General features: G+C 73.8%; 23 protein-coding genes. 20 read left to right on the top strand and 3 right to left on the bottom strand.

Going from position 1 to position 25,413, the window contains the following annotated elements; translation table 11 throughout:
• Positions 1–3,068 precede the first annotated feature (3,068 nt).
• The 10 genes from F8279_RS30980 to F8279_RS19815 all read left to right on the top strand — a co-directional run bounded on the left by F8279_RS30980 (position 3,069) and on the right by F8279_RS19815 (position 11,858).
• Positions 3,069–3,686, top strand: a complete 618-nt coding sequence (locus F8279_RS30980; protein ID WP_091424570.1) for a hypothetical protein — start codon at positions 3,069–3,071, stop codon at positions 3,684–3,686.
• A gap of 146 nt (positions 3,687–3,832) precedes the next feature.
• Complete coding sequence (locus F8279_RS19855) at positions 3,833–4,294, top strand: DUF948 domain-containing protein (protein ID WP_013285490.1); 462 nt, start codon at positions 3,833–3,835, stop codon at positions 4,292–4,294.
• A gap of 32 nt (positions 4,295–4,326) precedes the next feature.
• Positions 4,327–4,632: a hypothetical protein gene (locus F8279_RS19850; RefSeq protein WP_013285491.1), complete on the top strand. Its 306-nt coding sequence runs from the start codon at positions 4,327–4,329 to the stop codon at positions 4,630–4,632.
• A complete protein-coding gene (gene alaS / locus F8279_RS19845) occupies positions 4,629–7,310 on the top strand; it encodes an alanine--tRNA ligase (RefSeq protein WP_151500726.1) in 2,682 nt (893 codons plus the stop codon). The genes F8279_RS19850 and alaS overlap by 4 nt, the downstream gene beginning before the upstream one ends.
• Positions 7,307–7,498: a hypothetical protein gene (locus F8279_RS19840; RefSeq protein ID WP_151500725.1), complete on the top strand. Its 192-nt coding sequence runs from the start codon at positions 7,307–7,309 to the stop codon at positions 7,496–7,498. Before alaS ends, F8279_RS19840 begins: the two co-directional genes overlap by 4 nt.
• Positions 7,495–7,956: a Holliday junction resolvase RuvX gene (gene ruvX, locus F8279_RS19835; protein ID WP_151500724.1), complete on the top strand. Its 462-nt coding sequence runs from the start codon at positions 7,495–7,497 to the stop codon at positions 7,954–7,956. The genes F8279_RS19840 and ruvX overlap by 4 nt, the downstream gene beginning before the upstream one ends.
• Positions 7,953–9,158, top strand: a complete 1,206-nt coding sequence (mltG, locus tag F8279_RS19830; RefSeq protein ID WP_151500723.1) for an endolytic transglycosylase MltG — start codon at positions 7,953–7,955, stop codon at positions 9,156–9,158. The genes ruvX and mltG overlap by 4 nt, the downstream gene beginning before the upstream one ends.
• A 34-nt stretch (positions 9,159–9,192) precedes the next feature.
• Positions 9,193–10,029 carry a shikimate dehydrogenase gene (locus tag F8279_RS19825; RefSeq protein WP_151500727.1) on the top strand — a complete coding sequence of 279 codons (837 nt, stop codon included), beginning with the start codon at positions 9,193–9,195 and terminating at the stop codon, positions 10,027–10,029.
• Between the two features lie 85 nt (positions 10,030–10,114).
• Positions 10,115–11,293, top strand: coding sequence for a chorismate synthase (aroC, locus tag F8279_RS19820; RefSeq protein ID WP_151500722.1), 1,179 nt, complete (start codon positions 10,115–10,117; stop codon positions 11,291–11,293).
• A 55-nt stretch (positions 11,294–11,348) separates the two neighbouring features.
• Positions 11,349–11,858, top strand: a complete 510-nt coding sequence (locus F8279_RS19815; protein ID WP_091424298.1) for a shikimate kinase — start codon at positions 11,349–11,351, stop codon at positions 11,856–11,858.
• Positions 11,859–12,012: 154 nt separating this feature from the next.
• Here the strand turns inward: F8279_RS19815 and F8279_RS19810 are convergent, their stop codons facing one another.
• Both F8279_RS19810 and F8279_RS19805 read right to left on the bottom strand, forming a co-directional pair.
• Positions 12,013–12,834, bottom strand: coding sequence for a cytochrome c oxidase assembly protein (locus F8279_RS19810; RefSeq protein ID WP_151500721.1), 822 nt, complete (start codon positions 12,832–12,834; stop codon positions 12,013–12,015).
• Positions 12,831–13,373 (bottom strand): DUF2243 domain-containing protein, encoded by a 543-nt coding sequence (locus F8279_RS19805; protein ID WP_151500720.1) that lies wholly within the window; start codon positions 13,371–13,373, stop codon positions 12,831–12,833. Before F8279_RS19805 ends, F8279_RS19810 begins: the two co-directional genes overlap by 4 nt.
• A 92-nt stretch (positions 13,374–13,465) precedes the next feature.
• On the opposite strand from F8279_RS19805, the gene aroB reads away from it, so the two are divergent.
• From aroB to nusB, 4 genes are all read left to right on the top strand, one after another.
• Positions 13,466–14,542, top strand: a complete 1,077-nt coding sequence (aroB, locus tag F8279_RS19800) for a 3-dehydroquinate synthase (RefSeq protein ID WP_151500719.1) — start codon at positions 13,466–13,468, stop codon at positions 14,540–14,542.
• On the top strand, positions 14,539–14,979 hold the full coding sequence (gene aroQ, locus F8279_RS19795; RefSeq protein WP_091424309.1) for a type II 3-dehydroquinate dehydratase: 441 nt from the start codon (positions 14,539–14,541) through the stop codon (positions 14,977–14,979). Before aroB ends, aroQ begins: the two co-directional genes overlap by 4 nt.
• Positions 14,980–15,091: 112 nt before the next feature.
• Entirely contained in the window at positions 15,092–15,649 is a 558-nt protein-coding gene (gene efp / locus F8279_RS19790) for an elongation factor P (RefSeq protein ID WP_091424312.1), read from the top strand.
• A gap of 23 nt (positions 15,650–15,672) precedes the next feature.
• Positions 15,673–16,083 carry a transcription antitermination factor NusB gene (gene nusB, locus F8279_RS19785; protein ID WP_174361785.1) on the top strand — a complete coding sequence of 137 codons (411 nt, stop codon included), beginning with the start codon at positions 15,673–15,675 and terminating at the stop codon, positions 16,081–16,083.
• A 64-nt stretch (positions 16,084–16,147) separates the two neighbouring features.
• Here nusB and F8279_RS19780 read toward each other — a convergent pair whose 3' ends face one another.
• Entirely contained in the window at positions 16,148–16,636 is a 489-nt protein-coding gene (locus F8279_RS19780) for a transcriptional regulator (protein ID WP_013285505.1), read from the bottom strand.
• A 286-nt stretch (positions 16,637–16,922) separates the two neighbouring features.
• Here F8279_RS19780 and pyrR point away from each other — a divergent pair, with 286 nt between their 5' ends.
• The 6 genes from pyrR to F8279_RS19750 form a co-directional block, all read left to right on the top strand.
• Complete coding sequence (pyrR, locus tag F8279_RS19775; RefSeq protein ID WP_151500718.1) at positions 16,923–17,507, top strand: bifunctional pyr operon transcriptional regulator/uracil phosphoribosyltransferase PyrR; 585 nt, start codon at positions 16,923–16,925, stop codon at positions 17,505–17,507.
• The gene (locus F8279_RS19770; RefSeq protein WP_091424316.1) at positions 17,504–18,430 is read left to right on the top strand and encodes an aspartate carbamoyltransferase catalytic subunit; all 927 of its coding nucleotides are present in this window, start codon (positions 17,504–17,506) and stop codon (positions 18,428–18,430) included. Before pyrR ends, F8279_RS19770 begins: the two co-directional genes overlap by 4 nt.
• On the top strand, positions 18,427–19,704 hold the full coding sequence (locus F8279_RS19765; protein ID WP_091424319.1) for a dihydroorotase: 1,278 nt from the start codon (positions 18,427–18,429) through the stop codon (positions 19,702–19,704). The genes F8279_RS19770 and F8279_RS19765 overlap by 4 nt, the downstream gene beginning before the upstream one ends.
• A gap of 61 nt (positions 19,705–19,765) precedes the next feature.
• Positions 19,766–20,968, top strand: a complete 1,203-nt coding sequence (gene carA / locus F8279_RS19760; RefSeq protein WP_175438811.1) for a glutamine-hydrolyzing carbamoyl-phosphate synthase small subunit — start codon at positions 19,766–19,768, stop codon at positions 20,966–20,968.
• Complete coding sequence (gene carB, locus F8279_RS19755) at positions 20,961–24,308, top strand: carbamoyl-phosphate synthase large subunit (protein WP_091424322.1); 3,348 nt, start codon at positions 20,961–20,963, stop codon at positions 24,306–24,308. The genes carA and carB overlap by 8 nt, the downstream gene beginning before the upstream one ends.
• A 112-nt stretch (positions 24,309–24,420) precedes the next feature.
• Positions 24,421–25,413: quinone-dependent dihydroorotate dehydrogenase (locus tag F8279_RS19750; RefSeq protein ID WP_151500717.1), on the top strand; the 993-nt coding region annotated here is incomplete at its 3' end.

Genomic DNA, 25,413 nt, shown 5'->3' with positions numbered 1-25,413 from the left:
GGGGCCGGCGCCCCGGGGGCCGCGGACGGGGCCCGGGTGGGGGGCGGCGAGCAGGCGAGCGGGGCGAGTGAGGGCGGCAGGGACGCCGCCGAGGGGGGTCAGTAGTGATGGCGCGTGGTCCGGAGCGGCCGGCGGACGGCCCCGACGAGCGGCGCGACCCGCGCGGCAAGGGCCGCCGGTGGGGGCGCGGCCGGCCCGAGCCCGAGCTCGACCCGACTGTCGTCGGCGAGGAACTCGGCTGGATCGACGACCTGCGTACCGCCAAGCAGCAGGGCGGTGAACTCGGACCGGACGGGGGCGTCCCCGCGCCGCGTCCCGGCGCCGACCCGTCCTGGCCGGACGGCGAGCCCGCCCGGCCACCCCGCCCGGCCGCCGCGCCCGGTCCGGGTCCCGGCGTGCCGCCGGCCGCCCGGCAGGCTCCGCGGCCGCCGGCGCCGGGGGCCCAGCCGCCCTCGACCGGTCAGCCGGTTCCGCCGCCTTCGCCCGCCGGCCGGCCCGGCACTCCGTCGGCGGGCGCGCCGCAGGCTCCCGGCCGGCCGGTTCCGCCGCCGGCCGCCGCGCCGCAGGCTCCCGGCCGGTCCCATCCGGGCGGGCCCGCTCCGGTCGGCCGCACCGACCCGACGATGCCACCCGTGACCGGCCGCCCCGGTCCGGCTGCGCCCCCGGCCGCCGGGCGTCCCGGCGGACCGGTCACCGGGCGTCCCGGTACCGACCTGCCCCCGGCTCCCGGTCGACCGGGCGTGGACACGCCTCCGCCAGCCGGACGGTCCCGCGTGGACACCGCCCCGCCGTCCGGCCGACCCGGAGTGGACATGCCCCCGGCTCCCGGGCGTCCGGCCGCGGACACGCCGCCGGGGGTCCGCCCGCCGGTTGTGGACGCGCCCTCCGGCGGTGGCCGCCCCGGCCCGGAGACGCCGCCCGGTGGTGGCCGGCCCGGTCCGCGTCCGCCGGTCATGCGCCGCCCCGACACGCCCGGTCCGGCCGCGCCGCCGGTGCGCACCGGCGGTCCCGAGACCGGTGCCCCGCGCCGGGCCGGTGACGGCCCTTGGCCCGGCGGCCCCGAAGCCGGCGCCCCGCGCCGCCCCGCCGACGGTCCGTGGCCCGGCGTGCCCGAGGCTCCCCGTCCGGCCGACGCGCCGTACCGCCGCCGCGTGGACGGCCCCACCGGCCAGCAGCCGCCCGTCGCCGGCACCCGCGTCCCGCCCGCTCCACCCGGCCGCGCACCGGCCGACCCGGGCCGGCCACCCGCCGACGGCGACACCCGCGTACCGCCGACGCCCCGCGGCCGGCACGGAGCCGGACCCGAGGTCCCGCACCAGGCCGATCCGACGATCCCGCCGCCGTCGGGTGGCCGACGCGCCCGGGCGGACGACACCGCCGGCATCCAGCCGGTCTCCGGCGGTGCCCGCCGTGCCCGCGCCGAGGACACCGACGCCGTCCAGCCGGTCCCCGGTGGAGCACGCCGGGCACGGCCCGACGACGTGGCACCCGGCACCCAGCCGGTCTCCGGTGCGGGCCGCCGTGCCCGTGCCGACGACGTACCGCCCGGAACCCGTCCCGTCTCCGGTGCGGGCCGTCGCGCCGCGCCGGAAGGGGCCGTACCCGGCGGGCCGGCCGGACGGGCTGTTCCGGACGCCGCCCCGGTCTCCGGTGGCGGGCGACGCGCCCGGCACGACGAGCCCACCGGCGGCCACCATGTGCCCGCGCCCGGCGGCGGATCCGCAGCCGGGCCCACGCCGGGCACCGGCCGGCGGGCCACCCCGGAGCGTCCCCCGGTCGTCCCGCGCAGCGGAAACGCGCCGGACCTGCCGGGCGCGCCCGTGTCCGGCACTCCGGCGACCGGTCCGAACCCGCCTGCCGGCCGCCGCGGCGCGCCCGCCGGCCGCGGTGCCGCACCCGACGTACCCGGCGGTCGGCGGTCCGCGCCCGATGCAGCCGGCGGTCGGCGGTCCGTGCCCGACGAGCCGGTCGGTCCCGGCGCCGGCGCCGAGGCGCCCGGTCGCCGGGCCGCCCGCGACGACACCGGTGAGCCGCGGCCGCAACGGCCCGACCGGCCCGCCGACTGGCTGCGGCAGGCCGGTCGCACGTCGCACACCGACCCGGCCATGCCGGTCACCCGCCGCCCGGCCGGCCCTCCGGCCGAGGAGCCGTCCGGTCGTCCCGGCGGGCCCGCCGGCCGGGCGGGCGTCGCGGTCCCGCCGGTGCGTCCCGAGCCGGGTACGCCGTCTCCGCGCCCCGGACAGCCCGGCCCCGATGTACCGCCGCGCGCCGAACCGGCGATCCGCCCCGACCAGCCCGGCGCGGTCGTGCCCCCGGCCAGGCCCCAGCCGTCCGACCCGACGCCCGGTAGGCCCGGTCCGGCCCGCGGCGCGGCCCGCCCCGGTGTCGCGTCCGTTCCCGGTCCGGCCGGTCCCGGTCCGCGTGGCGACCTCGATCGCACCGGCGGGGTTCCCGCGGGTGGTGGCCGTCCCGGTGGTGCTCCGACAGGTCCGGCCGGTCCCGGTCCGCGCGGCGACCTCGATCGCACGGGCGGGATTCCAGCCGGCGGTGGCCGCCCCGGTGGCGGCCCGACGGGTCCGGCCGGTCCCGGTCCGCGTGGCGACGTCGATCGCACCGGTGGGACGGCGGTCGGGTCCGGCCGCCCCGGTGGCGGTCCGGCCGGACCCGGTGGCGAGGGGCGCGGGGTGGCCCGCCCCGACGACACCCGGCCTGGCGCCGGGCCTCGTCCGCCGATGGCACCCGGCACCCGAGGGCCGGCCGGCGACGGCCCGGTGCCGCCCGGTGCGCCGGTGACCGCCCGCGCGGCAGCCGGTGTGGCCCGCCCGGTCGCGCCCGACGAGCGGACCACCGGACGTGCGACACCACCCGGACCGGAGCCGGGCCGGCCCGGACCGGGCAACGCGGCGACACCGGCGGCGGCCCGGGCGGCTGTGGTCGTACCCCCGGGGGAGCCCGCGGGGCCACGGCCCGCAGCGGGCGGCGCGCCACGGCCCGGCGGTCCCGGACCGGACGACAGCGGCGCGGAGGCCGGGGGCCTGCGCGGCGCCCGGTCCGAGCTGCGCCGGCAGATGCGCGAGCGCACCCGGCTGCGGCTGGGCATCCTCGCCCTGGTCAGCCTCGTGCTGCTCGGCGCGGTGCCGCTGTACTTCGGGATGCGGACGCTCAGCCGCGACCCGGTCTTCGACACCCTCGACGCGCTCGCCGTGCCCGCCTGGGCGCAGAGCAACACCGTCGACAACGTCAGCGGCAGCCGCTGGTGCCTCCAGGACTGCCGCCTGCGTGAACGTTCCGTCGAGTCGGAGCAGGGGTGGAAGGAGACCGTCGCGGTCTACGAGAAGGCGCTGACCGGGGACGGGTGGCGGCGCTGGAAGGTCGACCGCTGCCCGGACGAGAAGGTCCCTGGTAGCTACACCTGCTGGCGCCGGGACGAACTGACGCTCGACCTGTGGGTACGCGACCGCACCTGCACGCCCCCGCCGGTGGACGGGGCGCCCGCGCCGACCGCACCGGCCACGCCCGCAGCGGCGGAGTGCACCGGCTCGTTGGTGTCGGTGAAGGTGCGCAACGCGATCGACGACGAGCGCACCGGCCCGACACCGACCACCGATCCGTCACTCACCGGTGAGGATCCGTACCCGACCCTGACCGACGACCCGCTGGGCGAGGCGACCCCCTCACCGTCGTGAGCCGACTTTCATCACGGACGGTAGGGTCTGGGGCTGGCACGCCCGTCCGCGCCCGGTGACCGGGTCGGCGTGGCGCGAAGTGGGTAGGTACGGTCGCGCGTTCCGGGGCGTCGGGTCCCGGGACACTGCTTGAGGAGGACTTTCGCGTGAGTGGTGGAGAGATCGCTGCGCTGATCGCGGCCGGCGCGTTCCTGATGCTGGTGCTCGTGCTGGCGGTGCCGATCCTGCGGCTGCGGCACACCGTGGACGCGACGACCCGCATGATCACCGACGTGAACGAGCGCACCGCGCCGCTGCTCGGCGACGTGAACACCACGGTGAAGAACGTCAACGTGGCGCTGGAGCAGGTGCAGACCTCGCTGGACGGGGTGAACCTCCAGCTCGCCAAGGTGGACACCATGACCAGCCACGCGCAGAACGTCACCGCGAACGTGGCGAACCTGGCCACCGTGGTCTCCGCCGCCGCGGCGAACCCGCTGGTCAAGGTGGCCGCGTTCGGGTACGGCGTGCGCCGGGCCGCCTCCGCCCGCCGGCACGCCGAGACCGAGCGCGAGGTGCGCGACACCATCAAGCAGCAGCGTCGCGCCGCCAAGCGCGGCAACCGCTGACCCCGACCGGCGTACGCGGGAAGGATGAGAACATGAGGCGGTTGTTCTGGCTGGGCATCGGGCTGGCCGTTGGCGTCCTGGTGGTGCGCAAGGCCACCCGGACCGCGCAGGCGTACACCCCGGCCGGCATCGCCAGCGGGCTGTCCGAGTCCGCCGGCGGTCTGGTCGAGTCGCTGCGGGCGTTCGTGGACGACGTCCGGGTCGGCATGGCCGAGCGTGAGCAGGAGATCCACGAGGCCTTCGCCCGCGGCGAGGTGTACGACGACCAGTTCGCCGAGCTGCGGGAGGACCCGCGGATCGGCGACCGAGAGATTTTCCCGGAGGACCACCAGCGATGAAGACGGCGGAGATCAAGCGGCGGTTCCTCGCCCACTTCGAGGCGAACGGGCACACCGTGGTGCCGTCCGCTCCGCTGCCCGCCATCAGCGACCCGAACCTGCTGTTCATCAACGCGGGCATGGTGCAGTTCGTGCCCTACTTCCTGGGCCAGCAGACCCCGCCGTACGCGCGGGCGACGAGCGTGCAGAAGTGCATCCGGACGCCGGACATCGACGAGGTCGGCAAGACCAGCCGGCACGGCACGTTCTTCCAGATGAACGGCAACTTCTCCTTCGGTGACTACTTCAAGTCCGGTGCGATCCCGCTCGCCTGGGACCTGGCCACCAAGCCGGTCGAGGCGGGCGGCTTCGGGCTGGACCCGGAGCGGATCTGGGCCACCGTCTACCTGGACGACGACGAGGCGTACGACATCTGGCGCGCCACCGGCGTGCCGGCCGAGCGGATCGTGCGCCGCGGCAAGGCCGACAACTTCTGGTCGATGGGCATCCCCGGCCCGTGCGGCCCGTGCTCCGAGCTGTACTACGACCGGGGCCCGGCCTACGGCCGCGAGGGCGGCCCGGAGGTCGACGAGGACCGCTACCTGGAGTTCTGGAACCTCGTCTTCATGCAGTTCGAGCGCGGTCCGGGCGTCGGCAAGGAGGACTTCCCGATCCTCGGCGACCTGCCGGCGAAGAACATCGACACCGGCATGGGCCTGGAGCGGATGGCCTCGCTGCTGCAGGGCGTGGACAACCTCTACGAGATCGACGAGGTCAAGCCGATCCTGGACCGGGCCGCCGAGCTGACCGGCAAGCGCTACGGCGTGCACTCCGGTCACGCGGCGAACGAGTCGCACCCGGACGACGTGCGGCTCCGGGTGATCGCCGACCACGTGCGCACCTCGCTGATGCTCATCGGCGACGGCGTGACCCCGTCGAACGAGGGCCGGGGCTACGTGCTGCGCCGCATCATGCGGCGGGCGATCCGGGCGGTGCGGCTGCTGGGCTACCAGGAGCGGGCGCTGCCGGAGCTGCTGCCGGTGGCCCGCGACTGCATGGCGCCGTCGTACCCGGAGCTGGCCGAGGACTTCGGCCGGATCTCCCAGTACGCGTACGCCGAGGAGGACGCGTTCCTGGCCACGCTGCGCGCCGGCACCACGATCCTGGACACCGCCATCGCCGAGACCAAGTCGGCCGGCAAGGCGGCGCTCTCCGGTGACAAGGCGTTCCAGCTGCACGACACGTACGGCTTCCCGATCGACCTGACCCTGGAGATCGCCGCCGAGCAGGGCTTGCAGGTCGACGCGGAGGGCTTCCGCCGGCTGATGGCCGACCAGCGCAGCCGGGCCAAGGCCGACGCGCAGGCGCGCAAGACCGGGCACACCGACGTGTCGGCGTACCGGTCGGTGCTCGACGGCGGCGGTCCGGTGGAGTTCACCGGCTACACCGAGCTGAGCCGGGAGTCCCGGGTACGCGCGCTGCTGTCCGGCGGCGCCGCGATCTCCGCGGCGGTCGAGGGCGACACGATCGAGCTGGTGCTCGACACCACCCCGTTCTACGCCGAGGGCGGTGGGCAGCAGCCCGACCAGGGGCTCATCACCGTCGGCGGCGGCCAGGTCGAGGTCTTCGACGTGCAGCAGCCGGTGCCCGGCCTGATCGTGCACCGGGCCAAGGTGGTGCGCGGCGAGGTGCGTTCCGGGGAGACCGGGTACGCCGAGATCGACGTGTCCCGCCGTCGGGCGATCTCCCGCTCGCACACCGCGACGCACCTGGTGCACCAGACGATGCGCAACTTCCTCGGCGAGTCGGCGACCCAGGCGGGTTCGCTCAACGCGCCGGGCCGGCTGCGGTTCGACTTCAACACCCCGACGGGTGTGGCGCCGAGCGTGCTGCACGACGTCGAGCAGCAGGTCAACGAGGTGCTGCTGGCCGACCTGGAGGTGCACGCGTTCGTCACCAGCCAGGAGGAGGCCCGCCGGATCGGGGCGATGGCGCTGTTCGGCGAGAAGTACGGCGAGCGGGTCCGGGTCGTCGAGGTCGGCGACTACGCCCGTGAGCTGTGCGGCGGCACGCACGTGGCCCGCTCCGCCCAGCTCGGCCTGGTGAAGGTCCTCTCCGAGGCGTCGGTGGGTTCCGGGGTACGCCGGATCGAGGCGCTCGTCGGCATGGACGCGTTCGGCTTCCTGGCCCGCGAGCACCTGCTGGTGTCCCGGCTGGCCGAGCTGTTCCGGGTGCCGGGGGAGCAGGTGGCCGACCGGGTGGAGCAGACCGTCACCCAGCTGCGCGACGCGGAGAAGGAGCTGGAGAAGCTGCGCGCGCAGCTCGTGCTCGGCGGGGCCGGTGCCCTGGCGGCGCAGGCGAAGGACGTGCGCGGCGTCGCGTATGTCGGCACCGAGGCGCCGGAGGGCGCTGCGGCCAACGACGTGCGGACCCTCGCCCAGGAGATCCGGGGCCGGATCGACGCGGCCCGCCCGGCGGTGGTGGCGGTGGCCGCCCGGGCCAACGGCAAGGCGTCGCTCGTGGTGGCCGTCAACCAGGCCGCCCGGGGACGGAACCTCAGCGCGAAGGACCTGGTCAAGGCCGCGTTCTCCGGCCGGGGCGGCGGCAGCGACGACCTGGCCCAGGGCGGCGGGCTGCCCGCGACGGAGGCGCCGAACCTGCTGGTCACCGTCGAGCGGGCGGTCGCCGACGCGGCATGAGCGAACGCACCGAGCGGAGCGAGGGCCGTGAGGGCATGCCCAGCCGGCACGGCATGAGCGAACGCACCGAGCGGAGCGAGGGCCGTGAGGGCATGCCCAGCCGGCACGGCATGAGCGCAACGATCGACGCCAGGGCGGACCACCCGGTCCGCCCTGGCCCGTACCGGCGGGGAGGTGTCCGCTCGTGAGCGAGCTGTCCCGTGGCGTCCGGCTGGGTGTCGACGTCGGCCAGGTCCGGGTGGGGGTGGCGCGTTGTGATCCGCACGGCATTCTCGCCACGCCGCTGGTGACGCTGGCCCGCGACCTGACCGCCGAACCGGACGCGGTGCCCGCCGACATGGCCGAGCTGGTCCGGCTCGCCGCCGAGCACGAGGCGGTGGGGATCGTGGTCGGGCTGCCGGTCAACCTCGCCGGAAAACACGGCCCCGCGGCGGTGAACGTATCAGCATATGCCAGCCGTTTGGCTGATGTAATGAGGCCGATTCCGGTGACGCTGACGGACGAGAGGATGTCTACCGTCGTCGCGAGTCGTAGGCTGGCCGAACGGGGCGTCCGGGGAAAGCGCCAACGAGCGGTGGTCGACCAGGCCGCCGCGGTGGAGATTCTGCAGAGCTGGCTGGACGCACAGCGGAGGCGGACGCAATGATCGACGATCTTGATCTGGGGTTCGACGAGCCGGACAGGGGGGAGAAGGGCCGGCACCGGCGCGGCGCGGTGCGCCGACGCCAGGGCAAGTCCGGCGGCGGCCGGGGCAAGACCCTCCTCGCACTCGCGCTCGCGCTGGTCCTGCTGGGCGGCATCGGCGGCGGCGCGTTCTACGGCTTCGACCGGGTCCAGAACTACTTCGTCACCCCCGACTACGACGGCTCCGGCACCGGCGAGGTTACCGTCGAGATCAAGCAGGGCGCGCTGATCGCCGACATGGCCGACGCGCTCGTCGCCGTCGACGTGGTGAAGAGCACCAAGGCGTTCATCGAGGCCGCCGAGGAGAACTCGCGCAGCAAGAACATCCAGCCCGGCACGTACAAGCTGCGCAAGCAGATGAGCGGTGACGCGGCGGTCGTGGCGCTGCTGGACCTCAAGAACAAGATCGTCAACGGGATCACCATCCCCGAGGGCCTCACCGCGAAGACGGTCTACAAGCGGCTGTCCGAGAAGACCGACATCCCGGTCAAGGACTTCGAGGCCGCGGCGAAGGACCCGGAGGCGCTCGGCGTACCGGACTGGTGGTTCAAGCGCTCCGACGGCAAGAAGCTCAAGCCGTCAATCGAGGGATTCCTGTTCCCCGACACCTACGAGATCCCGCCGAAGGCCACCGCCGAGACCGTGCTCAAGCTGATGGTGGACAACTTCCTCACCGTCACCGGGAACCTGAAGTTCGCCGAGAACGTGCAGGCGAACCGCGGCGGCATCAGCCCGTACGAGGTGCTCATCGTGGCGTCGCTCTCGCAGGCGGAGGCGGGCAACAAGGACGACCTCGGCAAGATCGCCCGCGTCGCCTACAACCGGGTCTACAGCGGCAACTTCCCCTGCAGCTGTCTGCAGTTCGACGTGTCGGTCAACTACTACTGGGAGCTGACCGGCAAGCCGACAAAGGCGTCGAAGGACATGCGCAGAGAGGAGCTGTACGACGAGAAGAACCCGTACAGCACCCACGCCCGCCCGGGTCTGCCCCCGACTCCCATCAACAACCCGGGGAAGCAGGCCCTGGAGGGGGCGCTGAACCCGCCGAACGAGAAGTGGCTCTTCTTCGTCGCCATCGACAAGCAGGGACACTCGGCCTTCGCGACGACGAACGCCGAGCATGAGCGCAACATCGAGAAGGCCAAGGAGAACGGCGTTCTCTAGGCACGACGTCACTCGGGGGACAGAGGCTGTGCACATTTCGGCTGCCCGCCGCGCCGCTGTTGTCGGCAAGCCGATCGCCCACTCGCTCTCCCCGGTGATCCACACCGCCGGGTATGCGGCGGCCGGGCTGACCGGCTGGTCGTACACCCGGATCGAAGCCGGTGCCGACGACCTGCCCGGCCTGGTCGCGGGCCTCGGCCCGGAGTGGGCCGGGCTGTCGGTGACCATGCCCGGCAAGGAGGCGGCGCTCGCGCTGGCCGACGAGGTCTCGCCGGTCGCCGCCGCCGTCGGCGCCGCCAACACGCTGGTACGCCGGCCCGACGGCACGTGGTACGCGGACAACACCGACGTCACCGGCATGGTCGAAGTGCTCACCGGCGCCGGCTGCGTGGCCGGGGCGGTCGTCACCGTGCTCGGCGCGGGCGGCACCGCCCGGGCCGCGATCGCGGCGGCGGCCCGGATCGGGGCGGCCGAGGTGACAGTGGTGGCCCGCCGCCCCGAGGCGGTCGACGAGATGCGCCCGGTCGCGGAGGCGGCCGGGGTGCCGCTCGCCGGCGCCGAGTGGGACGGCGCGCCGGCCCACGCCCGCGCCGACCTGGTGATCTCCACAGTTCCCAAGGGCGTCGCCGACCCCCTCGCGGACAACTTCGACTGGCGGCCGGAGTCCGTCTTCTTCGACGTCGTCTACGACCCGTGGCCCACGCCGTTGGCGGCGGCGGCGCTCGCCGCCGGATGCCGGGTCGTCTCCGGGCTGGACCTGCTGCTGGCCCAGGCGTTCGGCCAGTTCGAGCAGTTCACCGGCGTCGCCGCGCCACGCGCCGCGATGGCCGACGCCCTGGCACGGGAACGGGTCGGCGCCGGACCGGTGTGACCGGTGCGCGGACGGGCCCGTCCGCAGGGCGGGACGCGGCGGGCGGCGTACGCCGGTGACCACCGGGCGTGACAGACTGACCGTCGTGTTGCGCTGGCTGACTGCAGGTGAATCGCACGGACCCGCCCTCGTCGCGATGCTGGAGGGCGTACCCGCCGGCATCGAGGTGACCACCGGGGAGATCTCCGGCGAGCTGGCCCGGCGCCGGCTCGGCTACGGCCGGGGCGCCCGGATGGCGTTCGAGCAGGACGAGATCGAGATCATCGGCGGGCTCCGGCACGGCGTGACGCTCGGCAGCCCCGTCGCGATCCGGGTCGGCAACTCCGAGTGGCCCAAGTGGCGCACCGTGATGGCCGCCGACCCGGTCGACCCGGAGGAGCTGGCGAGCCAGGCCCGCAACGCGCCGCTGACCCGTCCCCGCCCGGGGCACGCCGACCTGGCCGGCATGCAGAAGTACGGGCACACCGACGCCCGGCCGATCCTGGAGCGCGCCAGCGCCCGGGAGACCGCGGCCCGGGTCGCTGTGGGCACCGTCGCCAAGGCGCTCGTGCGCCAGGCGCTCGGCGTGGAGATCGTCTCGCACGTGGTCGAGCTGGGGCCGGTGGCGGTCAAGCCGGGTCTGCGGCCCACGCCGGAGGACGCCGCGCGCATCGACGCCGACCCGCTGCGCTGCCTCGACGCCGAGGCCAGCGCCCGGATGGTCGCCGAGGTCGACGCCGCGAAGAAGGCCGCCGACACGCTCGGCGGCGTGGTCGAGGTGCTCGCGTACGGGGTACCGCCGGGCCTGGGCAGCCACGTGCAGTGGGACCGCAAGCTCGACGCCCGCCTCGCCACCGCACTCATGTCGATCCAGGCGATCAAGGGCGTGGAGATCGGCGACGGCTGGCAGCAGGCCCGCTCGCGCGGCTCCGAGGCGCACGACGAGATCGTGCCCACCGCCACCGGCGTGCGGCGGATCACCGACCGGGCCGGTGGCCTGGAGGGCGGCATCACCACCGGTGAGCCGCTGCGGGTGAAGGCGGCCATGAAGCCGATCTCGTCGCTGAACCGGGCCCTCGCGACGATCGACGTGACCACCGGCGAGCCGGCCACCGCGATCAACCAGCGCTCCGACGTGTGCGCGGTCCCGGCGGCGGCGGTGGTGGCCGAGGCGATGGTCGCGCTGGTGCTGGCCGAGGCGGCGGTGGAGAAGTTCGGCGGCGACTCGGTCGCCGAGATGCGCCGCAACCTGGCCGGCTACCTCGACAGTCTGGTCGTCCGGTGAGCGCGAGGAACGCAGCGCAGCGGAGTCCCGCAGTCGCGAACGAAAGGTGGCAACGATGAGCACCCGGCCGGTCTGTGTGCTGGTCGGTGCGCCCGGCTCCGGCAAGACCACAGTCGGCACGGCGCTCGCCGAGGCGCTCGGCGTCGGCTTCCGGGACACCGACGCCGACATCGAGAACCTCGCCGGCAAGCCGATCCCGGAGATCTTCGTGGACGAGGGGGAGGAGCACTTCCGTACCCTCGAACGGGCCGCCGTGGCGGCGGCGCTCGCGTCGCACGCGGGCGTGCTCGCGCTCGGCGGCGGCGCGGTCCTGGCCGAGGAGAACCGGGCCGCGCTGATCGGCCACACGGTGGTGCACCTGTCGGTGGAGCTGCCGGACGCGCTCAAGCGGGTCGGTCTCGGCGCCGGCCGGCCGCTGCTCGCGCTGAACCCGCGCGCCACGCTCAAGCACCTGATGGACCAGCGCCGCCCGCTCTACGCCGAGGTGGCGACCGCGACCGTGGTCACCGACGGGCGTACGCCGCAGGAGCTGGCGGCGGAGATCGCCGCGCTGCTCAAGCCCTGACCCACCCCGCCCGGCTGCGCCCGGCTCCCTCCGTGGAACGCCGTGGGTGTCTCCCGGGCGTTGTGGCACCCGTGGCGTTCCAGTCGGCGTGCATGCCGCCGGTGGGTGGAACGCCATGGGCGAGTGAGACGGCGTGCCGGCGCGAGGTGGACGGTCAGGCGTTGGCCGCAGCGGTCCCGGCCGTCCGGCGTCCGGCCCGGCGGCGAGAGCTCCGCGCCCGGCGGCGAGGGCTCCGCTCCGGTCGCCAGGTGGCGAGCAGCGCCAGCGCCAGCGCGATCTCGGCCAGGTCGCCGAGGTAGTACATGAGCGTGGCGCCGGCCCGCAGCTCGGCGGCGGTGGCGGGCACGTCCACGAACAGCCCGGCGTAGAGCAGCTGGGCGATGGTGGCGTGCGCGGCCACCCCGACGCCGATCACCACCAGCCGCACCGGTACGCGGGGGCGGTGCGGGCCCGGGTCCGGACCGGCGATCGACCAGGCGAACAGGCAGCCGCTGAGCAGGAAGTGCAGGTTCACCAGTGTGTGCAGGACCGGGCTGTCCAGCGTGGCCCGGTACAGCGGGGTGAGGTAGAGCAGCCAGAGCCCGCCCGCGGTGAGCAGCAGCCCGGTCACCGGGTGGCCGAGCACCCGCGCGACCGGGTGCCGCAGCAGGTGTACCAGCCTCCGGCCGGTACGCCGGTCCAGCGTGCGCAGCAGCAGTGTGACCGGGGCGCCGAGCACCAGCGCCAGCGGCGCCAGCATGCCGATCAGCAGGTGCTGCCACATGTGTCCGACGAAGTCACCGGCCGGCCACAGCAGCCCGGCCGTCAGCAGCAGCGCGCCCAGCCCGAAGCTCGCCGTGCGGGCGTGCGCCCAGCCCGGTCCGCCCGGGTCGCGCAGCCGCAGCGCGGCGGCCAGGTACACCCAGAACAACGCCACCGGGATCAGCGCGGTCGCCGGGAAGCCACCGGCGGTGTGCCCGGCGTGGGCCACTGTCACCGGCGCTCCGGCGCGCAGAGGTCGACCGCGCGGGCGCGGCGCTGGATCGCCCAGCCCACAGCGATCAGCACCACGCCGAGGGCGAGGAACCCGAGGTCCCACCAGAGCTGGTTCGGGCCGCTGCGCACATGGTGGATGCCGAGCAGGTGATGGTCGATGATGCCCTCGACCAGGTTGAACAGGCCCCAGCCGATGAGCGCCCAGCCCCACAGCATCGGCGAGCGCCACAGCCGGCCCCGGGAGTGTGTGACACGGGAGTAGAGCAGGGCCAGGCCGGTCAGCACCGCCACCCAGGTGACCACGTGGAACAGGCCGTCCCAGAGCGTGTTCATCTGCAACCCGGGCACGGTGTCCACCGGGTACTCCCGGACGCCGATGCGGTCGCTGCCGGTGCTGCTGAGCAGGTGGTGCCACTGGAGGACCTGGTGCAGGACGATGCCGTCGACGAAGCCGCCGAGCCCGACGCCGAGGATCGTGGCGGGCAGCCGGATGCTCGTGGCCGTCTCCGGCCGGGTCTTGTGTGCCGTCGTCTCACTCATTCCGGCCGCCCTACCCGCCGTGCGGCCGGGCAAACACCCAGCCAGTGGACAACGGCCGCGCGGGGGCGGCGCGCTGGACTAGGCTGCCCGCGATGGACGAGGTGACCCGGATCCCGGTCGGCGGCGAGCGGCCGTACGACGTGCTGGTGGGACGTGACCTGCTGGCCCCGCCGCCCCGGCTGCTGCCCGGCGCCGAGCGGGTGGCCTTCCTGCACGCGCCGCCGCTCAAGGCGCTCGCCGACACGCTCGCCGACGCGGTCCGCGAGGGCGGCGTGACACCGCTGCTGATCGAGGTGCCGGACGCGGAGGCGGGCAAGCACGTCGACGTGGCGGCGGCCTGCTGGGACCGGCTCGGCGACGCCGGGTTCACCCGTACCGACGCGGTGGTCGGGGTGGGCGGCGGCGCGGTCACCGACCTGGCCGGGTTCGTCGCGGCCACGTGGCTGCGCGGCGTGCGCTGGGTGCCGGTCGCGACGTCGCTGCTCGGCATGGTCGACGCCGCCGTGGGCGGCAAGACCGGCATCAACACGGCCGCCGGCAAGAACCTGGTCGGCGCGTTCCACCCGCCGGCCGGAGTGCTGGCCGACCTGGCGACGCTGGACAGCCTGCCCCCGGCCGACCTGGCCGCCGGGATGGCCGAGGTGGTCAAGTGCGGGTTCATCGCCGACCCGGTCATCCTCGACCTGGTCGAGCGGGATCCGGCCGCCGCGCTGGACCCGGCCGGGCCGGTGCTGCGGGAACTGGTCGAGCGCGCGGTCCGCGTGAAGGCCGACGTGGTCGCCGGGGACCTGCGCGAATCCGGGGTACGCGAGGTGCTCAACTACGGGCACACGCTGGCGCACGCGATCGAGAAGGTGGAGGGCTACCGCTGGCGGCACGGCCACGCGGTGGCGGTCGGCCTGGTCTACGCCGCCACGCTGGCCCGGCTCGCCGGTCGGCTCGACGCGGCCGACGCGGAGCGGCACCGCCGGGTGCTGACCGCGCTCGGCCTGCCCACCGGCTACCGGGCCGACGCCTGGCCCGATCTGCTGGCCGCGATGCGGGTGGACAAGAAGGCCCGGGGCAGCCGGCTGCGGTTCGTGGTGCTCGACGGACTGGCCCGCCCGGCGATCCTGGAGGCGCCGCCGGACGACCTGCTCGCCGCCGCGTACGAGGAGATCAGCTCGTGAGGGTGTACGTGCTGAACGGGCCGAACCTGGGCCGGCTCGGCACCCGTCAGGTCGACGTGTACGGGGTGACCAGCTACGCCCAGCTCGTGGCCGACTGCGAGCGGCACGGCCGGGAGCTGGGCCTGGACGTGGTGGTCCGGCAGACCGACGCCGAGCACGAGATGCTCGCCTGGCTGCACGAGGCGGCCGACGAACAGGCCGCGGTGGTGCTCAACCCGGCCGCCTGGTCGCACTACTCGATCGCGGTGCGGGACGCCTGCGCCATGCTGCGCGGCCCGCTGGTCGAGGTGCACATCTCCAACATCCACGCCCGGGAGGAGTTCCGGCACCACTCGGTGGTCTCCGCGGTGGCCACCGGGGTGATCTGCGGCCTGGGCGTGGACGGCTACCGGCTGGCGCTGCACCACGTGGCCGCCCGGTCGGCCGCAGGCGCCTGAGCCGGTCCCGCTCGGCGGCGCTCGCGCGGGGTCCGTTCCGTGGCGCGAGTCCGATTCGACAGAGCGAGTAGACTTGGACGGTCTGTCCGCCAATTGATGATCAAGGCAGGAAATGGCCACCACCAACGACCTGAAGAACGGCCTGGTACTCAACCTGGACGGCGAGCTGTGGGCCGTCGTCGAGTTCCAGCACGTCAAGCCCGGTAAGGGTGGTGCCTTCGTGCGCACCACGCTGAAGAACGTGCTGTCCGGCAAGGTGGTCGACAAGACCTTCAACGCGGGCACCAAGGTCGAGACCGCGACCGTCGACAAGCGCACCATGCAATACCTCTACGCCGACGGCGAGGACTACGTCTTCATGGATCTGGAGACGTTCGACCAGATCACCGTCCCCGGCGCCACCGTCGGCGAGGCCGCCAACTACCTCCTCCCCGAGGCCGAGGCGACAGTCGCCACCCACGAGAGCGTGCCGCTGTACATCGAGCTGCCGACCTCGGTCGTGCTCGAGATCACCTACACCGAGCCGGGCCTTCAGGGCGACCGGTCGACCGGCGGCAACAAGCCGGCCACCGTCGAGACGGGCGCGACCGTGCAGGTGCCGCTGTTCATCACCACCGGTGAGAAGATCAAGGTCGACACCCGCGACGGCCGTTACCTCGGCCGAGCCTGATGGCCGAGGGCCCCAAGCAGCAGATGCCGGCGCGTCGCAAGGCGCGCAAGCGGGCGCTGGACGTGCTCTTCGAGGCCGACCTGCGGGACCGCCCGCCGGTCGAGGTGCTCGCCGGTTATCTGGAACGGATCGAGCAGCCGCGCCCCGACCACCTCGGCTACGCGGTCGGGCTGGTCGAGGGCGTGGCGGCGCACCTCGACCGGATCGACGAGACGATCGCCAGCTACGCCGAGGGGTGGACGCTGGAGCGGATGCCCGTGGTCGACCGCAACCTGGCCCGGATCGCCGTGTACGAGCTGCTCTACGTCGACGAGATCGACGACGCCGTGGCGATCAGCGAGGCCGTGGAGCTGGCCCGGCAGATGTCGACCGACGACTCGCCCCGCTTCCTCAACGGCATCCTCGGCCGGATCGCCGAGTACGCCACGCGCTGACGCGCGCCGGAACGACGAAGGGCCCGTGCCAGCCGGCACGGGCCCTTCTCGTCGTACGGGGGTGTCAGGACGCGAAGAACGCCCGGGGGTCGGCGACCAGCACGCCGTGCTCGGTCAGCCGCTCGATCAGGCCCGACGGCGAGGCGTCGTAGACGATCGCGAGGGCGCGCAGGTCGTCGGCGCGGATCGAGAGCACCCGGCCGTTGTAGTCGCCGCGCTGCTGCTGGATGGCGCGCGCGTAGCGGGCCACGTACGCGAGGTCCTCGGAGGCCTCGTCGTAGAGCCGCTCCAGGTCCAGCACGATCTTGCTGGTGGGCTCGTGACGCACCCCGCTGCCGTCGGGCAGCAGCTCCGAGACGGGAACGCGGTAGAAGTCGGCCAGCTCCGCCAGGCGGGACACGGTGACGGCGCGGTCGCCGCGCTCGTACGAGCCGACCACCACGGCCTTCCACCGCCCGTTCGACTTCTCCTCCACCCCCTGCAGGGACAGACCCTGCTGCTGGCGGATGGAGCGCAGGCGGGCGCCCAGCGACTTGGCGTATTCAGAGGGCATTCGGACACTCCCAGTGCTGTTCGGGTTCCCCGAGCTATCGCTACGGAGCGTGACGGTACGGGGATTGCGACATGTGGTCAAGTGTTGCCGTCCACCGGGTCCGGCACCCACGTGTGGCTTGTCCCCATTTCTCCGGGCTGACCAGCAGGTCAGGACCGGCGGTGGGCGGCCCGGTGACCGCTGGTAACGTGGCGTGAAGCCCCGGTCCGGGCCCCGCGCGGGCCTGCCGGAGCCGACCAGACGTCCTTTAACGACCCGTCCCGTGAGGCGGGGAAGGAGGTCCGCCGTGGCCTACCCACCGGCTGCCCACTCGTCGCCGCCGCGACAACCCTCGGTGAAGGTGATCCTCGCCGCAGCGGACGTGTCGCGGGTGGTCGACCGCATCGCCCACCAGATTCTGGAGAAGACCCAGGGCGCCGCCGACACCGTGCTGCTCGGCATCCCCACCCGGGGCGTGCCGCTGGCCCACCGCCTCGCGGACCGGATCAGCACCTTCGAGGACGTCACAGTCCCGGTCGGCGTGCTCGACATCACGCTCTACCGCGACGACCTGCGCCGGCACGCCACCCGCGCGGTCGGCCCGACCGACCTGCCGCCCGGCGGGATCGACGGCAAGCGGGTGATCCTCGTCGACGACGTGCTGTTCTCCGGCCGCACCGTGCGGGCCGCGCTGGACGCGCTCAGCGACGTCGGCCGGCCGGCGTCCGTGCAGCTCGCGGTCCTCGTCGACCGCGGCCACCGGCAGCTGCCGATCCGCGCCGACTACGTCGGCAAGAACATCCCCACCGCGCTGGCCGAGAACGTCAAGGTCACCCTCGCCGAGACCGACGGCACCGACGAGGTACGGCTGTACGGAGGCTCCCTCTCATGATCCGGCACCTGCTCTCCGGCGCCGACCTGGACGCCGGCACCGCCACCCTGGTCCTGGACACGGCCGCGGAGATGGCGACGGTGGCCGGCCGCGAGGTCAAGAAGCTGCCCGCGCTGCGCGGGCGCACCGTGGTCAACCTCTTCTACGAGGACTCCACCCGCACCCGGATCTCGTTCGAGGCGGCCGCCAAGCGACTCAGCGCCGACGTGATCAACTTTTCCGCCAAGGGCTCCAGCGTGGCCAAGGGCGAGAGCCTGAAGGACACCGCGCTGACGCTCCAGGCCATGGGCGCGGACGCGGTGGTCGTCCGGCACCCCGCCTCCGGCGCCCCGCACCGGCTCGCCGAATGGGTGGACGGGTCGGTGGTCAACGCCGGTGACGGCACCCACGAGCACCCCACCCAGGCGCTGCTCGACGCGTACACGATGCGGTCCCGGCTGGGCCGCCTCGACGGCCTGCACGTGGCGATCGTCGGCGACGTGCTGCACTCCCGGGTGGCCCGCTCCAACGTGCTGCTGCTGTCCACGCTCGGCGCGAAGGTCACACTGGTCGGCCCGCCCACGCTCATCCCGGTCGACATCGCCGCCGCCCTGGCGCCCGGCACCGACGTCTGTTACGACCTCGACGCCGTTCTCCCAGATGTGGACGTGGTGATGATGCTGCGGGTGCAGCGCGAGCGGATGGGTGACTCCTACTTCCCGTCCGCCCGGGAGTACGCCCGCCGCTACGGGCTCGACGGGCCGCGCATGCGCCGGCTGCCCGGGCACGCGATCGTCATGCACCCCGGCCCGATGAACCGGGGGATGGAGATCACGCCCGAGGTGGCCGACTCGCCCCGCTCCACCATCGTCGAACAGGTCGCCAACGGGGTCTCCGTGCGGATGGCCGTGCTCTACCTGCTGCTCGGAGGGAACAACCGGTGACCGCGTACCTCATCACAGGCGTCAGTGTGGTCGGCGGCGAGCCGACCGACCTGCTCATCCGCGACGGCGTGGTGGCCGGGACGGGCCGCGGGCTCGCCGCGGACGGCGCCACAGTCATCGACGCGACCGGCCTGGTCGCGCTGCCCGGCCTGGTCGACCTGCACACTCACCTGCGCGAGCCCGGCCGGGAGGACGCCGAGACGGTCGAGTCCGGTTCCCGGGCGGCGGCGCTCGGCGGCTACACGGCGGTGTGCGCGATGGCGAACACCTCGCCGGTCGCCGACACCGCCGGTGTGGTGGAGCAGGTCTGGCGCCTCGGCCGGGAGGCCGGCCTGGTCGACGTGCAGCCGATCGGGGCGGTCACGGTCGGGCTGGCCGGCGAGCGCCTGGCCGAGCTGGGCGCGATGGCCGACTCGGCGGCCGGGGTGCGGATCTTCTCCGACGACGGGCACTGCGTGTCGGACCCGCGGCTGATGCGCCGGGCGCTGGAGTACGTCAAGGCGTTCGACGGCGTGATCGCCCAGCACGCCGAGGAGCCCCGGCTGACCGAGGGCGCGCAGATGCACGAGGGCGAGGTGTCCACCCGCCTCGGCCTGACCGGCTGGCCGGCCGTCGCCGAGGAGGCGATCATCGCCCGGGACGTGCTGCTGGCCGAGCACGTCGGCAGCCGCCTGCACGTCTGCCACGTCTCCACCGCCGGCAGCGTCGAGGTGCTGCGTCAGGCCAAGGCGCGCGGGGTACGCGTCACCGCCGAGGTGACGCCGCACCACCTGCTGCTGACCGACGCCAAGGCGGAGAGCTACGACCCCGTCTTCAAGGTCAACCCGCCGCTGCGTACCGCCGCCGACATCGCCGCGCTGCGGGAGGCGCTGGCCGAGGGCGTGATCGACATCATCGCCACCGACCACGCGCCGCACGCCGTGGAGGACAAGGAGTGCGAGTGGGCGTACGCCCGGCCGGGCATGCTCGGTCTGGAGACGGCGCTGTCGATCGCGCTCGACGTGTTCGGCCCCCGCTGGGACCTGATCGCCGAGCGGATGTCCCGCACGCCGGCCCGGATCGCCGGGCTGGCCGGGCACGGCCTCGACCCGGCGCCCGGCGTACCGGCCAACCTGACCCTGGTCGACCCGGCCGCCCGCCGCGTCATCGAACCCGCGGAGCTGGCCAGCCGTAGTCGCAACACCCCGTACGCCCGCATGACGCTGCCGGGTCGCATCGTGGCGACCTTCCTGCGCGGCGAGCCGACGGTCCTGGACGGAAAGGCTGTCAAGTGAGCGCGAGGAATGCAGCGGAGCGGAGTCCCGCAGTCGCGAACGAAAGGCGGGCCCGGTGATGGTGAAGCGTAGATCGGCGATCCTCGTCCTGGAGGACGGGCGCACGTTCCACGGCGAGGCGTACGGCAGCGTCGGAGAGACCTTCGGCGAAGCCGTCTTCAACACCGGCATGACCGGCTACCAGGAGACGCTCACCGATCCCTCGTACCACCGGCAGGTGGTGGTGCAGACCGCGCCGCACATCGGCAACACCGGCGTCAACGGCGAGGACGACGAGTCCGACCGGATCTGGGTGGCCGGGTACGTGGTGCGCGACCCGGCCCGGATCAGCTCGAACTGGCGGGCCGGCGGCGGCCTGGAGGACCGGCTCGCCGCCGAGGGTGTCGTCGGCATCAGCGGGGTGGACACCCGGGCGCTGACCCGGCACCTGCGCGACCGCGGCGCGATGCGGGTCGGCATCTCCAGCGTCGAGGACGACCCGGCCGCCCTGCTGGAGCGGGTGCGCCGCTCGCCGCAGATGGTCGGCGCGAACCTGTCCGACGAGGTGACCACCGCCAAGCCGTACGTCGTCGAGGCGCAGGGCGAGCACCGGTTCACGGTGGCGGCGGTGGACCTGGGCATCAAGCGCAACGTGCCGCGGCGGCTCGCCGCCCGCGGCGTCACCACCCACGTGCTGCCCGCCGGGTCGACGATCGAGGACCTGCTCGCCACCGGCGCGGACGCGGTCTTCTTCTCGCCCGGCCCGGGTGACCCGGCGACCGCCGACGGCCCGGTGGCGCTGGCCCGGGAGGTGCTGACCCGGCGGATCCCGCTGTTCGGCATCTGCTTCGGCAGCCAGATCCTCGGCCGGGCGCTCGGCTTCGGCACCTACAAGCTCGGGTACGGCCACCGCGGCATCAACCAGCCGGTGCTCGACCGGGCCACCGGCAAGGTCGAGGTGACCAGCCACAACCACGGCTTCGCGGTGCAGGTGCCGGGCGCCGGGGACGGCGCGGTGGTGCCGGATCAGGTGATCCAGACCGAGTTCGGCGGTGTCCAGGTGTCACACGTCTGCCTCAATGACAACGTGGTCGAGGGGCTGCGGGCCGTGGACGTGCCCGCCTTCACCGTCCAGTACCACCCGGAGGCGGCGGCCGGCCCGCACGACGCGGACTACCTCTTCGACCGCTTCGCCGAGCTGATCGAGGGCGGCGGCCTCGACCGGAAGCAGAGCGAGGGCGGCGGCCTCGACCGGAAGCAGACTGAGGGGCGCGACAATGCCTAAGCGGACCGACCTCAAGCACGTCCTGGTGATCGGCTCCGGGCCGATCGTGATCGGACAGGCCTGCGAGTTCGACTACTCCGGCACCCAGGCCTGCCGGGTGCTGCGCAGCGAGGGGATCCGGGTCAGCCTGGTCAACTCCAACCCGGCGACGATCATGACGGATCCGGAGTTCGCCGACGCCACGTACGTCGAGCCGATCACCCCGGAGTTCGTCGAGCTGGTCATCGCCAAGGAGCGCCCCGATGCGCTGCTGCCGACCCTCGGCGGGCAGACCGCGCTGAACACCGCCGTCGCCCTGCACGAGGCGGGCGTGCTGGAGAAGTACGGCGTCGAGCTGATCGGCGCGAACATCGAGGCGATCAACCGGGGCGAGGACCGGCAGCTGTTCAAGGAGATCGTCGCGAAGGCCGGCGTACGGCTGGGCCTGGAGGATCCGTCCGCGCTGGTGCCGCGATCACGGGTCTGCCACTCGATGGACGAGGTCCGCGAGACGGTCACCGAGCTGGGCCTGCCGGTGGTCATCCGGCCGTCGTTCACCATGGGCGGTCTCGGCTCCGGCATGGCGCACACCGACGAGGACCTGGAGCGCATCGCCGGCGCGGGCCTGGCGGCCAGCCCGGTGCACGAGGTGCTCATCGAGGAGAGCGTGCTCGGCTGGAAGGAGTACGAGCTCGAACTGATGCGCGACCGCCACGACAACGTGGTGGTGGTCTGCTCGATCGAGAACGTCGACCCGATGGGCGTGCACACCGGCGACAGCGTCACCGTCGCCCCGTCGATGACGCTCACCGACCGGGAGTACCAGCGGCTGCGTGACCTCGGCATCGCGGTGCTGCGCGAGGTCGGTGTGGACACCGGCGGCTGCAACATCCAGTTCGCGGTGAACCCGGCCGACGGCCGGATCGTCGTGATCGAGATGAACCCGCGCGTGTCGCGCTCCTCGGCGCTGGCGTCGAAGGCCACCGGCTTCCCGATCGCGAAGATCGCCGCGAAGCTCGCCATCGGTTACACGCTCGACGAGATCCCGAACGACATCACGCTGAAGACGCCGGCCGCGTTCGAGCCGACGCTCGACTACGTGGTGGTGAAGATCCCCCGGTTCGCGTTCGAGAAGTTCCCCGGCGCGGACCCGGAGCTGACCACCACGATGAAGTCGGTCGGCGAGGCGATGAGCCTGGGCCGCAACTTCACCGAGGCGCTGAACAAGGCGATGCGCTCGATGGAAACCAAATCATCTGGTTTCTGGACCGTCCCCGACCCTCAGGGCGCGACCCGGGAGAACACCCTGGCGGCGCTGCGGACGCCGCACGACGGCCGGCTCTACACCGTCGAGCGGGCGCTGCGCCTCGGCGCGTCGATCGCCGAGGTGTCCGAGGCGTCCGGCGGCATCGACCCGTGGTTCCTGGACCAGATCGCCTCGCTGGTCGAGCTGCGTGCCGAGATCGTGGACGCGCCGGTGCTCGACGCCGGCCTCCTGCGCCGGGCCAAGCGGGCCGGCCTGTCCGACCGGCAGCTCGCCGCGCTGCGTCCCGAGCTGGCCGCCGAGGACGGCGTACGCACGCTGCGGCACCGGCTCGGCGTCCGGCCGGTCTACAAGACGGTGGACACCTGCGCGGCCGAGTTCGAGGCGACCACGCCGTACCACTACTCGACGTACGACTCGGAGACCGAGGTGGCGCCCTCGGCCCGGCCGAAGGTGCTCATCCTGGGCTCCGGGCCGAACCGGATCGGGCAGGGCATCGAGTTCGACTACTCGTGCGTGCACGCCGTCCAGGCGCTGCGGGACGTGGACTACGAGACCGTCATGGTCAACTGCAACCCGGAGACCGTCTCCACCGACTACGACACCGCCGACCGGCTCTACTTCGAGCCGCTGACGTTCGAGGACGTGCTGGAGGTCTGGCACGCCGAGGACACCTCCGGCAAGGAGGCGGGCGGCCCCGGCGTGATCGGGGTGATCGTGCAGCTCGGCGGGCAGACCCCGCTCGGCCTGGCGCAGCGGCTCAAGGACGCCGGGGTGCCGATCGTCGGCACCTCCCCGGAGTCGATCCACCTGGCCGAGGAGCGCGGCGCGTTCGGCGCGGTGCTGGCCCGGGCCGGGCTGCGCGCGCCCGCGCACGGCATGGCCACCTCGTACGACGAGGCGAAGGCGATCGCCGACGAGATCGGGTACCCGGTCCTGGTCCGCCCCTCGTACGTACTCGGCGGGCGCGGCATGGAGATCGTGTACGACGACGCCACGCTGCGCGACTACATCGGCCGGGCCACCGCCATCTCGCCGGACCGCCCGGTGCTGGTGGACCGGTTCCTGGACGACGCCATCGAGATCGACGTGGACGCGCTCGTGGACGCCGACGGTGACGTCTACCTGGGCGGCGTGATGGAGCACATCGAGGAGGCCGGCATCCACTCCGGCGACTCGTCCTGCGCGCTGCCGCCGATCACGCTGGCCGGCTCGCACCTGGCCCAGGTGCGGCACTACACCGAGCAGATCGCCCGCGGCGTCGGGGTGCGCGGCCTGCTCAACGTCCAGTACGCGTTGCAGGGCGACATGCTCTACGTGCTGGAGGCCAACCCGCGCGCCTCCCGGACCGTACCGTTCGTCTCGAAGGCCACGGCGGTGCCGCTGGCGAAGGCGGCGGCCCGGATCGCGCTCGGCGCCACCATCGCGCAGCTGCGCGACGAGGGGATGCTGCCGCCCACCGGCGACGGCGGCACCATGCCGGCCGACGCGCCGATCGCGGTCAAGGAGGCGGTGCTGCCGTTCAAGCGGTTCCGCACCCCGTCCGGCAAGGGCATCGACGTGCTGCTCGGCCCGGAGATGAAGTCCACCGGCGAGGTGATGGGCATCGACACCGGCTTCGGCCAGGCGTTCGCCAAGTCGCAGGCCGCAGCGTACGGGTCGCTGCCGACCGCCGGGAAGATCTTCGTCTCGGTCGCCAACCGGGACAAGCGGGGCATGATTTTCCCGATCAAGCGCCTGGCCGACCTGGGCTTCGAGATCGTGGCCACCACCGGCACGGCCGAGGTGCTGCGCCGGCACGGCATCGCCTGCGAGCAGATCCGCAAGCACTACGAGTCGGGTGAGGGCGCGGACGCGGTCTCGCTGATCCTCGGCGGGGACGTGGCGCTGGTGGTGAACACGCCGCAGGGCTCCGGGGCGAGCGCCCGTTCCGACGGGTACGAGATCCGCAGCGCGGCGGTGAGCGTGGACATCCCGTGCGTCACCACCGTCCCCGGCGCCGCCGCGGCCGTCATGGGCATCGAGGCCCGCATCCGGGGCGATCTCAAGGTCCGCCCGCTCCAGGACCTCCACGCCGCCCTCCGGGCGGGCGAGTGACCCCGCGCCTCCACGCGCCGATCATGAGGTTGGCGGCGGATTTGGAGATCCACATCGCCGCCAACTTCATGATCGCCGGGCCGGCCGGGTGGGCCGGACGCGGGGGTGGGGCGTGATCTTCGAGAAGGTGGTGCGGCCCCGGCTGTTCTCGCTCGCAGGCGGGGACGCGGAGGGGGCGCACGAGTGGACGCTGGCGCGGCTGGCCACTGTGTCGCGGCAGCCGGCGGTGCTCGCCGCGCTGCGGGCGGCGTACTTCCGGCCGGCGCCGCGCACCGTGTTCGGGGTGCGCTTCCCCAACCCGGTCGGACTGGCGGCCGGCATGGACAAGAACGGACTCGCGTTGCCGGCCTGGCCGGCGCTGGGCTTCGGCTTCGTCGAGGTCGGCACCGTGACCGCGCACGCCCAGCCGGGCAACCCCCGACCCCGGCTGTTCCGGCTGCGCGACAGCGAAGCGGTGATCAACCGGATGGGCTTCAACAACGCGGGCGCGGCGGCGCTCGCGGACCGGCTGGCCGCGTTGCCGCGCCCGCTCGGCGTGCCGCTGGGCATCTCGCTCGGCAAGTCCAAGGTGACACCGCTGGACGAGGCGGTCGAGGACTACCTCGCCTCCTACCGGGCGCTCAAGGAGCACGGCGACTACTTCGCGGTGAACGTGTCCTCACCGAACACCCCGGGTCTGCGGTCGCTTCAGGACCGGTCCCATCTGGACGCGCTGCTCGCCGCGCTGGTGGGGGAGAAGCCGGTGCTGGTGAAGATCGCCCCGGACCTGACCGAGCCGGCCGTGGCCGAGCTGCTGGAGGTGTGCCTCGACCGGGGCGCGGCCGGGGTCATCGCCACCAACACCACGCTCGCCCGTGACGGGCTCGCCCCGGCCGACCGGGAGCGCGCCGCCGAGGCCGGCGGGCTGTCCGGCCGGCCGCTGACCGCCCGGGCCCGGGAGATGGTCGCCTTCGTGCACCGGGAGACCGGGGGACGGCTGCCCGTGATCGGGGTGGGCGGCATCCTCCACCCCGACGACGCCAGCCGCATGTTCGACGCCGGCGCCGCCCTGCTCCAGCTCTACACCGGCTTCATCTACCGGGGCCCCTGTCCCTTATACACATCT

The sequence above is a fragment of the Micromonospora sp. AMSO1212t genome (genome assembly GCF_008868145.1).
GTDB classification, from domain to species: Bacteria; Actinomycetota; Actinomycetes; order Mycobacteriales; family Micromonosporaceae; genus Micromonospora; species Micromonospora tulbaghiae.
The sequence above is the reverse complement of the archived record's forward strand: the minus strand, read 5'-3'. Positions and strand labels throughout refer to the sequence as shown.